This is a genomic window from Vibrio sp. R11-SG3-ISO3-SZ, assembly GCF_059834345.1.
This window is the reverse complement of the sequence record NZ_JCBDGX010000104.1, coordinates 1-14070: the sequence shown is the minus strand read 5'-3', so window position 1 is coordinate 14070 and position 14070 is coordinate 1. Positions and strand designations below refer to the sequence as shown.

10 protein-coding genes are annotated in these 14070 nt (G+C 49.6%); 4 read left to right on the top strand and 6 right to left on the bottom strand.

Features of this window, described 5'->3' with window-relative positions:
* The first annotated feature begins 238 nt into the window (after positions 1 to 238).
* Together AC6R1O_RS13355 and cqsA are read left to right on the top strand one after the other, a co-directional pair.
* The gene (locus AC6R1O_RS13355) at positions 239 to 1201 is read left to right on the top strand and encodes a TDT family transporter (RefSeq protein WP_500657182.1); all 963 of its coding nucleotides are present in this window, start codon (positions 239 to 241) and stop codon (positions 1199 to 1201) included.
* Between the two features lie 233 nt (positions 1202 to 1434).
* Complete coding sequence (gene cqsA / locus AC6R1O_RS13350; protein ID WP_500657181.1) at positions 1435 to 2616, top strand: alpha-hydroxyketone-type quorum-sensing autoinducer synthase; 1182 nt, start codon at positions 1435 to 1437, stop codon at positions 2614 to 2616.
* Positions 2617 to 2696: 80 nt separating this feature from the next.
* Here cqsA and AC6R1O_RS13345 read toward each other — a convergent pair whose 3' ends face one another.
* From AC6R1O_RS13345 to AC6R1O_RS13330, 4 genes are all read right to left on the bottom strand, one after another.
* Positions 2697 to 4739: an ATP-binding response regulator gene (locus AC6R1O_RS13345; protein WP_500657180.1), complete on the bottom strand. Its 2043-nt coding sequence runs from the start codon at positions 4737 to 4739 to the stop codon at positions 2697 to 2699.
* Positions 4740 to 4890: 151 nt separating this feature from the next.
* On the bottom strand, positions 4891 to 7941 hold the full coding sequence (locus AC6R1O_RS13340) for an AAA family ATPase (RefSeq protein ID WP_500657179.1): 3051 nt from the start codon (positions 7939 to 7941) through the stop codon (positions 4891 to 4893).
* Positions 7942 to 7950: 9 nt separating this feature from the next.
* Positions 7951 to 9126: an exonuclease SbcCD subunit D gene (locus AC6R1O_RS13335; protein WP_500657178.1), complete on the bottom strand. Its 1176-nt coding sequence runs from the start codon at positions 9124 to 9126 to the stop codon at positions 7951 to 7953.
* Positions 9127 to 9264: 138 nt separating this feature from the next.
* Positions 9265 to 10350, bottom strand: coding sequence for a ketoacyl-ACP synthase III (locus AC6R1O_RS13330; protein WP_500629489.1), 1086 nt, complete (start codon positions 10348 to 10350; stop codon positions 9265 to 9267).
* Positions 10351 to 10445: 95 nt separating this feature from the next.
* Between AC6R1O_RS13330 and trxC the strand changes: the two genes are divergently transcribed.
* Together trxC and AC6R1O_RS13320 are read left to right on the top strand one after the other, a co-directional pair.
* Positions 10446 to 10880 (top strand): thioredoxin TrxC, encoded by a 435-nt coding sequence (trxC, locus tag AC6R1O_RS13325; protein WP_500657177.1) that lies wholly within the window; start codon positions 10446 to 10448, stop codon positions 10878 to 10880.
* A gap of 167 nt (positions 10881 to 11047) precedes the next feature.
* Positions 11048 to 12208: an MFS transporter gene (locus AC6R1O_RS13320; RefSeq protein WP_500657176.1), complete on the top strand. Its 1161-nt coding sequence runs from the start codon at positions 11048 to 11050 to the stop codon at positions 12206 to 12208.
* A 119-nt stretch (positions 12209 to 12327) separates the two neighbouring features.
* Here the strand turns inward: AC6R1O_RS13320 and nirD are convergent, their stop codons facing one another.
* Positions 12328 to 12669, bottom strand: coding sequence for a nitrite reductase small subunit NirD (nirD, locus tag AC6R1O_RS13315; RefSeq protein ID WP_500657175.1), 342 nt, complete (start codon positions 12667 to 12669; stop codon positions 12328 to 12330).
* Positions 12669 to 14070, bottom strand: a 1402-nt coding sequence (nirB, locus tag AC6R1O_RS13310) for a nitrite reductase large subunit NirB (protein WP_500657174.1), incomplete at its 5' end; no start/stop codon positions are given. The genes nirD and nirB, both read right to left, overlap by 1 nt.

The following is a 14070-nucleotide window of genomic DNA, read 5'->3' as shown; positions in this document are numbered from 1 at the left end:
CAAGTTTTCTGCGGCACTATTTTCTCGTGTATCGATTAAAAGTTGAACTTTTCTCACAAAATTGCAATTCAACTTTGCACGATTATCGATTGGGCTAACGCTAACCACAGGTATAATGACCACTTGTGCGGCGAAATCACGCTAACGTTCGTCAACACTTGCTTGGCAACCGTTTGGCTTGATACCATTCGCCCTCAATCAATCCGCAATACTCACGCACAATAGAAACGGAAATCCGGTGAACTGGAAACGCCTAACACAATTTCACAACGTCCCTCCTTCTCAGTCTTCTTTGGCACTTGGCATGATAGGCCTTGGGCAAGCATGGGCACTCTATATGCCCGACGTTGGTGACATACTTAGGCCCTATTTTGCGTTTGCCGGCGCACTGCTCCTGACTCCCGTTCTGATCAAGTATTCGAACTACCATACCCTCATGAATGACATTCGCCACCCTCTTAGTGGCAGTCTAATGGCACCGATGAGTATGGCGTTACTGATCTTGTGTGACTATCTGGCGATCATCTCGCCTATTATCGCCTACCCGCTTTGGTTCGCAGCGTTAATGCTGCACTTAACCATGATGGTGCTGTTCTTTGGCTTTCAACTTCGCAACTTTAAAATGTCCAACATTGTGCCGAGTTGGTTTCTCTATCCTGTTGGCGTGATCAGCAGCTCGCTCGCAGGTTCCCAATTTGGTTTAACGCTATTTTCTGAAACCATTGTTGCCATCTGTATCACCATCTACTTTTTTATGCTGCCGCTCGTGCTCTATCGCCTAGTGTTCGAGGGGATGTTACCGCGCCGAGCCAGGCCCACCTTGGCAATTATGGCTGCGCCTATCAACCTCACCCTAGCCACCTATTTAGTCAATTTCAGCGAGCCAGACCCTATCCTCACCGGCGCGCTAGCGGGGATTGCTATCACCATGACCCTGCTTATCTACCTGTGCTACATCCGTTTGCTCAGGCTCAAGTTCCAACCATCCATTGCTGCGGTGACTTTTCCTTCGGTTATCAGCGCTATCGCTATGCACCGCTTGACGTCATTCTTTGAACAAGCTCACCCACACTGGCACTGGCTGCATAACTTTGGTCTGTTTGAGCTCACCATTGCGACCGTATTGGTGATTTGGGTTTGCATTGGCTACATCAAGATGTATTGGCCAGAACTGGATCGCAATCACACCTCACAATCTTGAATTTACCCTCAAGCGTCACCTAAATATAGAGACTGAGATACGCTAACGTTTAATGATTTTGCATGAGTTAGACCCCAAAAGGGTAATAAATATTAATTAATAGTCATTACACACTTTTTTTGTTTGCTAATACGCTCAAAAAACAAACTATTTTACTAGACGGAATAATCTATTAGGTTCATACATATCCTTGTCAGCTGGCCATTCACTTGTTTTGAGAAAAGGATATGATTATGTTTACACTTGATAAGTGTTCGCCACTTCCGACGTTCGTTAATGAACGTATTTCGCACTATGTTGATGACCTAATTAAAACAAAAGATAATGGTCGTAATTTAGTGTTGGGTAAGAAGCCTAAACAAGGAGATATTCTTCTCCAATCCAACGATTATTTATCACTCGCCAATCACCCTAAGATTATTGACGCGCAAATCAATTCTCTCAGACAAGGGCAAGAGAGTGCGTTTATGTCGAACGTCTTTCTTCATAGTGATGCCCTCGACAAAACGGTGCAGCAGAGAATGGCGGATTATACCGGTTTTGAACACTGCACCATCGCCCCTTCTGGCTGGATCGCGAATATCGGTCTATTACAGACCCTATGTGATTCAGATACCAAGGTCTATATCGACTTTTTCGCCCATATGTCGCTTTGGGAGGGCGCGAGAATCGCCGGTGCTGATATCCATCCTTTCATGCACAACAATGTGAGACACCTTAAGCGCTTAATCAAACGACACGGTCCAGGCATCGTCCTGATAGACTCCATTTACAGCACCCTTGGCACCATTGCCCCACTTACAGAACTGGTTGAGACCGCGAAAAGTCTGGGTTGCGCCATTGTTGTCGATGAATCCCATTCATTGGGTACACATGGCCCGAAAGGTGCAGGGTTGGTGGCTTCACTCGGTTTAACGCAGCAGGTTGACTTTCTCACTGCCAGCCTTGCCAAAACCTTTGCCTACCGTGCTGGAGCCGTTTGGTGTAACAACGACACGGGCGAAGTGATGCCCTATGTCTCGTTCCCATCGATATTTAGTTCGGCGATGATGGCGTGTGAACTCGACAGAATCGATGCAACCCTCGCGGTGATCAAGGCAAGTGATCCAGCGCGTAAACAGTTGCATCAAAATGCGGCCTGGATGCGCCGAGCGCTGGCAGATGTCGGATTTGATATTCGTAGCGAATCACAGATCATCGGCTTAGAAACCGGAGATAAGACCAATACCCGCAAAGTTCGTGATTATTTTGAGCAACGTGGCGTGTTCGGATCGGTATTCTGTACGCCAGCAACGACCGACAATAAAAATATTTTGCGCCTGTCGCTGCACAGTGCGTTAACAGCAGAGGAGTTGCACAAAATTGCGTTAGTGGCTGAATCGGCATATCACGATCCAAATTTACGTTTTATCTAAACAGTATTAATTAAAATTAAACAAGGAAAGGTGTCATTTCGAACAAAAAATAGGGCGATAAATTCGCCCTATTTCTATTCTTACAGGTACTCAGATATTTTATCAAATAAGTGTTCTTTATCGGCCGGTTTAATGAGGTAGTCATTCATACCCACCTCTTTTATGCGCGCCATGGTTTCTTTACGATTATCACCGGTATGGCCGACGATCGGCACATTGGCGTAAGACTGCTGAGAGTGACGAATCTTCTGCGTGGTATCAAAGCCATCTAACTTGGGCATTTCAATATCCATGATGACCAAATCAACCGGCTCTTGGTCGAGTTTCTTCAACACATCATTACCGTCTTGCGCTTCAATGACTTGATAACCTTGTTTGCTCAACAAAATCGCGGTGAGCGAGCGTAGCGAACTGTTGTCATCAGCAATCATAATCCGCTTCGCTGCCGTAGGTCGCTTGCGAGGAATGAGGTTACGATTCCCTTCTCTTGAATCAAAAATCACTTCATCGATGAGCGCGATGCCCTCTGAGATCACCCGCTGCTTTTCCAGAGGATAAAAAGTGAGGTAACGATTAAACGCGTCATGATAGACGCGATTAGGTTCAAACAGATACACCAGTTTGGCTTCGGTAAAGTGCAACTTGGATTCCAAGTGCTTAAACTGCGCTTCATTTAAACCATCCAGATCGACGAAAATCAGATCATACTCAAATTCAAATTCTTCACGTGCGCTGGCTTCACTGTACGACCACCGGATCATTTTGAAACCGGAGTAGAAGGCGTCCTCGTTCAGTTTGCGCATGATTTTAGCGTCTTCGCCAATGTAGACAATCGCTTTGTCTTTCATCAGATCGTGTTTGATATGACTGACTTGCTCAGAGACGTAGTTCGGGAAAAACAGCGTGAATTCCGTCCATTCGCCATACTCGGATTGGCAACTGATGCTGCCACCAAATGAGTGCATTACCCGTTTACAAAACGGCAAGCCTAGCCCATGACTGGAGCTCTTCCCTGAGGTGTAAAAGTCTTTAAAAATATGCTGAAGCTTCTTCGGCTCTATCCCGACCCCGGTGTCTCTCACGGTAATGGTGTTGACATCGTGATGAACCGCGAGCGTTACGGTGATCGAAAAATCTTCGCTATTTTGATAATAAAAAGCGTTTTTCAATAGGTTATACAAGGCATACTTGAGCAATACGTCACTACCAAAGTAGTCAAAATCGTGCTCAATATGGAGCGAGACGAGATTTTTGGAGTGCACGCCGGGGTAAGAGAAACTCTCCAATGTGTCCTCTACCACTTCTGCGGCGCTATGGCGCACGAACGTAGAGCGAGAGACACGATTTTGATCAATGGAAGTGAGCAACAGATCGATCGCTTCATTACCGTTATTGATGATGACGTCTGCGTTGTTCAGGATCTCTTTGATAACTTGAACATTCTGTTTTGACATCTTGACCTCTTCATCTTGATGACTGACATCCGGTAAAGAGGAGTTCACCACATCCACTGAGGCTTTCAGCGCACTGAGCGGATTACGCATCTCATGAGCAATCCCGGCACCAAACGACTTCGCAATCGCCACTTTTGCTTCATGTTCGACCTGATTACGAAAATAGAACAGGTTGCCAAAGACATAAGTGAACAAAAAGATGGGAGTGTATGGCCAAACCACATCCGGTGCGGGGTTGTAGTTAACCATGTTCAAGTCGCCGGCGAACAAATAGGCAAAGCCGACAGCGACAAACGCTTGCGCCAACATGACCCTTGTTTCGTGCACTAGTAAGACATGCAAAAAGATCGAGGCCATAAACGACATCGCCCACACCGTTGACCAGTGGTTCTTAAACAGCATGTAGGAGAAAAAAAACGGTAAACAGACCGCCACACAGCCTAAATAGTAATAGGGCATATAGCGCTGCAATGTGGCCGGAAGAAACTCGCGCAAAGCGAGTACGAGCAGCATCACGGAGCAGACACTTCTCAGCAACAGGTCTTCATAAGGCTGAGGATAAATGTATTGCCAAATCAGATAGTAGAGAGGAAAACCAATCGCCCCCATCCACCCAACAAGGGAGAGATTGGGCTCTGCATACTGGTAGACCTTTTTAACCGCATCCATATCGTGTCGTCACATCCAATGTCGTGTTGTATTCACTCTTCAACTATCGTGCTACTTACTCAATTGGTCACTATGAAACCATCAACGAGTACAATGATCATACAAAACATCCTACTACAGTGAAAGAAGAAACCAATTGCACAACTTAAGTTTAGCTCAACATTGGGCCAACAACGCGAATCGTGCTCCCCGTTTTTGCACTGACCACGTCTATTCTGTGAGACATTTGCTCTTTTAACTCACTGACGTGTGAAATCACCCCCACTGTGCGACCCGTTTGTTGCAAGTCGATTAACGTTTGCACCGCCAAATCCAACGATTCAGGATCAAGGCTGCCAAAGCCTTCATCAATAAATAAGGTGTCGAGTCGAATCCCACCACTGTATGACTGCACTACATCAGATAGACCAAGCGCCAACGAGAGCGCAGCCATAAAAGACTCCCCGCCGGATAAGGTCGCGACATCGCGCGCTTTGCCTGTGTAGCCATCTTCAACCATCAAATCCAAGCCCCTACCGGCGGCGCCGCGAAAGCCGTGCGTTTTACGCGTGAGTATGTAACGCCCTTTGCTCATCAGTGCCAGACGTTGTGACGCTTGAATCAGGACATCATCAAGCAAGACGCCGAGCACAAAGCGATGCAAACTGACGCGGCTGCCCGTTTTACCGCTGGCGACATCGTACAGAGTGCCAAACACCTGATACTCTTTTTCCAATTCGGCATTTTTCTCTTTTAGACGCTCAATCTTGCGCTGCACGTTTTGCAACGTCTCAACTGTCGCTCGTTCGCCATCGAGTTGCTCTCTCATCTGCGCATGACGTTGCTGATGGTGATTGAGTTCGTTTTGCAGAGCTACAAGATCCGGCGTGGTCTGCCCTTCCAACGCGGTGGTGATGTCTTGAATGGTTTGCTCAAGACGAATCGTGGCTTGGTTATAGTCGTCCAATTCACTTTGCCACTGCGCCATTTGCTCGGCTGTGGCTTTCGCGCTGACAAAATCGTCAAGCGTTGCCAGCTCACTTTGCTCTAAGGCCCGCTGCCACTGTGCGTTCGCTTGCTCGGATCGCACTTTGGCCTCTTGCAACAGCGATTGGTGGGTGCCAACTTCAGAGGCGCACTGAGATTGCTTGAGCGTGCTAGCTTGATAATGCTGGTTTGCCCGTTGCTGCTCTTTCTCTATCGCTTCGATTTGGCTTGATAGCGCCGAGCGCGCGGCCTCAATTTCTTCAATATCTTGTGTTGCGCCGCCAAGTTGTTGCGTCATCTCTTCGATGCTCGCCGCGATGGAGCTGACGGTATTGTGATTGGCCGCTATCTGCTGTTTGATCTCATTGATTTTTTGCTCGCCGGTTTCACAGCGCTGCGTCAGTTCATTCACCTGCGCTTCAAGCGCCGTTACATCCAATGACATCAGCACCATTAAGCGAGCCTCAACCTCACTTAGACTCACTTGTGTTGCCGACAGCCCCTGAACGGCGACCTCACCTAACTCGTCTTTAAACGCTTCCACCGCTTGCTGGCTTTGGTTTAACGTCTGCTTAAGATGTGAAACGTGCGCCTGAGCTTTCACCCTCTGTGAGTGCGCCTGCGTCTCTTCACTGCGCGCCTGAGTCACCTGCTCTTTACTGACAGACTCGCCGTCAATTTGCGCAATATTCGGGTGCGCCTCGCTGCCACAAACCGGACAAGGCTCCCCCTCTACGAGTGTTTGCGCCAAAATGGCCGCTTGCGCTTGGTGCCAGCGCAGTTCAACGCGGTTCGCCGCCTGCTGTTGTTCTTCAAACGCTTGAGTGGCGTTGACCAATGCCGCCTCTGCCGATTTAAGCTCTTCGGCCTGTTTGACCGCGTCTTGCTCCAATTGGGTCAGTTTGCGCAGATCGCTTACCGCGCGCGTCAATTCCGACTTTTGTTGCAGAAGCTTAGATTGCTCTAGTCGCTGCTCACTGGCTTGCTTGTGATCGTTTTTCGCACGCGTTAAATCACGCTGGAGTTTCTCTTTGTGAGAGAGGTACTGAGCGAGCTTCTCGTCAAGTACCGCACTGTGCTGCTGCGCCTCTTTCTGGCGTGAGATGAGCGCTTGTCTTTCCAACCATTTTTGTTTGATGGTCTCGAGCTTGTAACGCTCATCATTGAGTGCCGGCAGCTGTGCAGCTGCTTTTTCTGCCTCTTCATGCGCGATTTTCGCTGCTGCTAAGTCGTTATCTAGCGCCTGTTTGCTCTGCTGCAGTTCGGTCAACTTGGTTTCAAAACGAATGACGTCTTGTGCGCTCTGCCATTGATTTTGATAAGGCAATTCAATACTCGCCGCCTGCTTTGCACGCTGCAAGCGGACTTGAGTCTCCGCTATCTGAGACTTTGCCGCTTGATGCTGCGTGAAAGATTGCTTGGCCTGAGACAACTTGGCGAAATCATCGCGTATTTTCTGCCCTTGCTGAAGCGCTAAGGTCGATGCACTAAGCGCTGCTTGCGCTGCGGCTTCTTCTCGTTTTCGCTGTTCAAGAGCGACACACGCGGACCCGTAGCGGGTATTAAGCTCTTCGATGCTAGCGACATTGCCCACATCAAGCGCGCCGCGAATTTGGTTGTCAAACTCATCTTTGCTTTTACTGATCGAGGCGGCTTTGTCTTTGAGCGCGTACTCAATTTTTTTGTAGATATCGGTTTGGAACAGTTGGCCGAAAATCTCTTCGCGCTCTTTCGAACTAGCGAGTAGCAATTCACGAAACTTACCCTGTGGCAGTACCATGACTTGACGAAATTGGGTCTCATTGAGACCAATCAATTCGGTGACCAACGTTTTGACCTGCGCCGTTTTGCTGGTCAAAAGCACCTCTTTGTCACCCAACTGATAGAGCGCAGCGCTGTGTTTACGTGTCGTTGTGCCTTCCCCGCGCGCTTTTGGCGCTTCTTGCTCTGGGGAACGCGTTACGCGAAAGCGTTTGTCGTGCAAGCTGAATTCGAACGTCACCTCTGTCGGCACATCTAACTTAGCGTTATCACTGCGCATCTGGGCGCCGAGTCGCTCATTACTGGTGGTTTCGCCATAAAGCGCAAAACAGATCGCATCTAGCAGGGTCGTTTTTCCTGAACCCGTAGGGCCATTGATCAAAAACAGCGGATTGCTGCCCAGTTGACGAAAATCAATCGATTCGGTGCCCGAAAACGGCCCAAAGGCCTGCATAACTAAGGTGATGGGTTTCATGAGCGTCCCTTACTGCTGGCTCAGTTGTTTGATAATGGCCGAAACCGCGCTCTCTTGCGCTTGAGTAAGCTCATTGCCTTGCGCTTCTTTGAAAAAGTCGCGGAACATATCGACTTCGCTGCGCGATAGCGTCGCTTGCGCCATCGACTGCTCTACCCCCACTAACATGCCGGGCTTCTCCAAATGCAACACATTTGGGTAGACAGTACGCAACTTCTCCATCGGATTGAGAATGGCGTGTTGGTCGGTTAATCGCACCAACAAATAGTCATGGGCGCGAGGATCGGTTTTACCCGCTGTGAGGATCGCTTCCAGCTCCCCTTCGATGATTCGCATTTCATGTGGCGCTTGCAGCGGAATGTGCGTGGTCGCAACCAAACCGTTGTGATCAAGCTCCACTAAAGTCATGCCTTTTTTATGGTGCTGCTCTGAAAAGCTGTATTTCATCAATGAGCCACTGTAGCGAATATGAGCTTCGCCTTTGTATTGCGGCTGGTGAAGATGGCCGAGGGCGACATAGTCAAAATGGACGAAATGCTCATGACTGACACATTCGGAGCCACCAATCGAGAGTGGACGCTCCGACTCTGAGCTGATCGCACCATCAACAAAGCAGTGGCTGATCAACACATGACGTTGTGACGAATTAAGATGAGGCGTGATCAAACCAACCAACGCAGCATGAGCGTCATCGTGAGTAGCAATCGGCTTTTGCGCCTCAGGCGTTGCTTCATCTTGCTGTTGAAAGGTGTGATTAAAGTAGTGGCGCACTGTCTCCGGATCGTTAAACGGCATGCCATAAAATGCCACCTCTCCGGCTTGGTCACTGCTCAACACAACAGGCTCGAGCATCTGCTGAAAATCACTGATAATATGCAGCCCAGCGCCTTTCATGTGTGCAGAGCCAAACCCGAGGCGCTGCGCGCCATCGTGATTACCCGGAATCAAAATGATGGGCGTGTTTAACTCCTGGCAAACACGATTTAGCGTTTCATTGAGCAGTTCAATCGCCGCGGTCGGCGGCACCGAGCGATCATAAATGTCACCAGCGATCACCAATGCATCGACGGGATACTGCGCCATGTACTCCACCATCTGGTCGAGCACCACACGCTGATCGTCAATCAGCGACACATTGTGAAACTGTCGTCCTAAATGCCAATCCGAGGTGTGAAGAAATTTCATCTTACGTCGTTGTCCTTATGTGATACTGCCAACCAGCCATCGGCCATCATGAAAAAAGTCGCGACAATTCGCGACTTCTCATTGTATTGCCCTAAGCGTATTTGTTGAGGCTGCGTTGCCTTGTAAATTTAGGCCTGTTTACTCTGCGTGTGTTTTACAAAACGCGATCGCTTGTTCCAATAACTCAAGTGCAGACGCTTCTACTGGAGGAAGTGTGGCATCGCTTTGGCCTAGTGGCGTAACTCGCTCACCCCATTTTATGTGGCCTGCGCCCCAAGTTAAACCTGCGCCAAAGGCGGCGAGCAGTAGGTTGTCACCAGGCTTAATAAAGCCTTGTTCAAGCGCTTCACACAAGGCAATCGGCACAGTGGCCGCAGAGGTGTTGCCATAGTTCTGGATGTTAACAAACGCTTTATCTTGAGCAATCCCGGAAAGATCACACAAGGTTTGAATGATGCGGATGTTAGCTTGGTGCGGGATCACCACATCAACATCGTCAGTCGACAGTTCGCTGCGCGCCAGCACCGATTGAGCGGCTGCGCCCATGCCTTTCACCGCACGCTTAAAGATCTCTTTGCCGACAAAATCAAACGCCCAATAGCCGTTGTCCGCAGCGAAACGATCCATTGAGGTACCGAACTTGGGCACCGCCAAAATATCACGCCCAGCCGAATCACAGCCAAGCTGCGCCTGTTGCAAGCCCACTTTTTCCGTTGTGCAGCTCAACACCGCTGCGCCTGCGCCATCACCAAATAACACCGCCGTATCACGCTGGGTCCAATCGATAAAGAAAGAGAGACGCTCTGCGCCGATCACGATTGCATGGCGGTAATTGCCTGATTGAATAAGACGAGTCGCCGTTTCTAATCCGTAAACAAAGCCAGTACACGCTGCGTTCAAGTCAAACGCTGCGGCGGCTTGAACGCCGAGGTTTTGGGCGACTTTAGACGCGGTATTGGGAATCAGTGAGTCGGGTGAGCAGGTCGCAACAATAATCAGATCCACCTCATCAACACTGACATTGGCACACGCGAGTGCGTGTTTGGCGGCAACGGTTGCAAGATCTGACGTATTCACATGGCTGATGCGGCGCTGCTCTATACCAGTGCGCGTCTTAATCCATTCATCGGAAGTATCTAGAAAAGTGCTGAGGTCATCGTTGGAGAGCGTGGCTGGCGGTAGGCATTTACCCCAACCGGTAATTTCTGCGTAATAGCTGGTCATTATGTGCCTTTTTACATTCTTATTTGAGTCACTTGGCGTTTTCAGAGTATAACTAGTGTGTCATTGAGTTGAAATAAATAATAAAGAGAAAAGTCATGTCTACCTTCAATACACGATGCCCATCATGTTCTGGTGTCAACCGCGTGCCGCTCGAGCGCGTATCGGAAAGCCCTAAATGTGGTAAATGCCAATCGGCGTTGCTCGATGGCCAACCGATAGAAGGCACGTCGCTGAACTTTAATGCCCTGTTGCAAAGCAGCCAACCTGTGGTGGTCGATTTTTGGGCGCCTTGGTGCAACCCTTGTGTGGGCTTTGCACCTGTCTTTGAAGACGAAGCCGCCGCCAGACAGGGCGAAGTACGATTTGTCAAAATCAACACCGAAGTTGAGCAAGCGTTGGCCGTTCAGTTTCAGATCCGCAGTATTCCAACTGTGATGGTATTCAAAAACGGCCAGCGCGTGGATGTGATTAACGGTGCGCTTCCTGGCTCGCAGTTTAGCCAATGGCTAACTCAAGCCATCAATAAATAACCTTGAGTTCCCACTAACGACTCGACAAAAATCTCTTGTCGAGTCGATTAATTCTTTTCGTTTTACCCACACCACTATTCAGTCCATATTCGCGCGAAAACTCACTGGTTAATTTCTCAATCCTTGGTTCCTTATGGCCAAGGATTGTCCGTTTTGAGGCGACGACGTTGGACAACACTCTAATTCCTACCCGCACTATTCGTGTCACGGTCCCTGTGATTGCATTGGCGCTGTACGCCGTTGCATCGGGCTATTTGATGAGTTTGATTCCACTGATGCTGCCTCACTACGATCTGGATACCTCACTCGCCAGTTGGCTTGCGAGCGTATTTTACGCAGGTCTATTGATTGGCGCGATGGGTGTAGAGCCTTTGGTGCGCCGATTAGGGCACAAAACGGCGTTTGTCTGGTGTTTAGCGCTATTTCTACTCACGATTGTTGCCTTGCCATTAATGCCGTATGCAAGTAGCTGGTTGATCGCTCGCTTTGTCGCGGGCGCGGCAGTTGCAGGCGTCTTTGTTGTGGTCGAATCTTGGTTGCTGCACGGTGACGAACAGTCACGCGCTAAACGCCTTGGCCTTTACATGGGCGCATTGTATGGCGGCGCGGCGCTAGGCCAATTGGGTATTGGCGTCATGGGCGTATCGGGTGGTGTGCCTTTTATTACTATCACTACCCTTTTATTGCTCGCCATCATCGTGCTGATGTTTGGTGACTCTGATCAACCCGAGCACGGAGAGAGTACTTCACTCTCTTTTAAGCAGATGAGCAAATTAAGCCATGCCGCAATCATTGGCTGTGTTGTGTCTGGTCTCACCCTCGGCGCAGTGTACGGCCTGATGCCTGTCGAATTAAATCAACGTGGCATTGCCCATGATGACATTGGCGGCTTAATGGCGCTGATCGTTTTGGGTGGTATGGCGATTCAGCCGTTAGTGCCGACATTGGCGAAAGTGTTCGGTCGCACACCTTTAATGGCACTCTTGTGCTTGGTGGGCGTGGCTGCGATTGCCTTTACCTCTATGGTGCCGGGTCTGCGCGCACTGGGTGCAGGGCTATTTGTACTCGGTATGGCGACCTTCGCACTCTACCCCATCGCGATCAACTTAGGCTGTGATGGCTTGAACGCGCAATACATCGTCTGCGCAACACAAGTGATGCTGTTCAGTTACAGTGTCGGTTCTGTGGTGGGCCCTGTGGTAGCAGATGGGTTTCTTTCTGGCCCTCAAGGCTTGATGGGCTATTTGTTCGCGGCGCTGCTTGCTACTAGCATCTATATGTTGCTTGCCTCGATACGGGGTAAACGCAAAGCCGCGATCGGTGAATAAATTAGTACCGCGTTAATTAAAACATCGCACAAAAAAATACCAACCTGATCAACAGGTTGGTATTTGCCCCCTGGAAGGATAGGGCTAGGGTGAAACGAGAGTCACTCGCGAAAACCTTGTTACGCCTTCGCGTGCCATTCAAGAAACACTTCATCGTTTTCCAGCAAAACTGGCCAATGAGCTAAACGCACGTCGCTGTTTTCTAAACACTCGCCTGAGCGCAGGCAAAAATGCTGTTTGTACAAAGGGGAAGCGACACACAACTTGCCCTTAACATCTCCGACAATGCCACGGCTAAGCACAAAAGCTTTGCCGATAGGATCCCAGTTCTGCACCGCAAACACACCTTTATTAGGGATGAGAAACAGCGCAACTTGTTGGCCATCCACCAAGGCGACTCGCCCTTCGTAGGCGCACAGTGCGCTTAAGTCGCACACCTTGATTTTCTCGAGTACGTCCATCAATTCTCCTCCTTGACTGGAATACGTTGGCCACGAATGCGTTGGTAAGGCAATGCTTGACTCGGTTCGCCTGAATTAATGAATGGACGGAACTTAGTGAGCTTGGCTGGGTTATCCAACGTGCTCTTCCATTCGCACTGATAGGTATCCACCACATGCTGCATTTGCGTCTCCAGTGACTCGCATAAGCCGAGAGAGTCCTCTATCACCACTTGTTTTAGGTACGCTAACCCACCTTCTAGGTTATCCATCCACACCGAGGTGCGTTGTAATTTGTCTGCGGTGCGAACATAGAACATCAACACGCGGTCAATCAGCGTGATCAATTCATGTTTGCTGAGATCGGAGGCAAACAGATCCGCGTGACGCGGGCGCATGCCACCGTTACCACACACGTAGAGGTTCCAGCCGTTTTCCGTGGCGATGACGCCGATGTCTTTACTTTGCGCTTCAGCGCACTCTCGGGTACAGCCTGACACCGCAAACTTCAGTTTGTGTGGCGAACGTAGCCCTTTGTAGCGGTTTTCAAGTTCGATGGCGAGGCCAACCGAATCATCGACACCGTAGCGGCACCAGGTTGAGCCCACGCAAGATTTCACTGTTCGGACCGATTTTCCGTAAGCATGGCCGGTTTCAAAGCCCGCGTCGATCAGCGTGCGCCAGATATCCGGTAACTGCTCAACTTGTGCGCCAAACAGATCAACTCGCTGCCCACCCGTAATTTTGGTGTAGAGATCGTATTTCTTGGCCACTTCTCCTAAGACAATCAGCTTGTCTGGTGTGATCTCGCCGCCGGCAACACGAGGAACGACCGAATAAGAGCCATCTTTTTGCAGATTCGCCATAAAGGCATCATTGGAATCTTGTAAACGGCTGTGTTGAGGCTCCATGATGTGTTCATTCCACAGCGAGGCGAAGATCGAACTGGCGGTCGGTTTACACAGATCGCACCCCAACCCTTGGCCGTGACGAGCGATTAAGGTGTCAAAATCCTTGATCGCTTCGACTTGGCAAATATGGAACAACTCTTGGCGTGACAGCGCAAAGTGTTCACAGACATGGTTGTTGACTTCAACGCCCATCGCTACCAATTCAGCATCGAGCACCGATTTGACCATGTTGCTACAACCACCACAGCCGGTGCCCGCTTTCGTCTGCGCTTTAAGAGAATCCAAATCTTGCGCGCCCGCTTGAATCGCCGCCACCAAATCGCCCTTGGTGACATTGTGACAGGAACAAATCACCGCGGTGTCGGTCATTTCACCATCGAGCATACTGGTATCAAAAAGAAGATTTGCAGCGTGATCGGGCAGCATGGTTTGGTTTAAGTAACATTGCAGTAAGGCGTCGTAGTCACTATTGTCACCGACCAAGATAGCGCCAAGCAGTTGGGTACCCGTC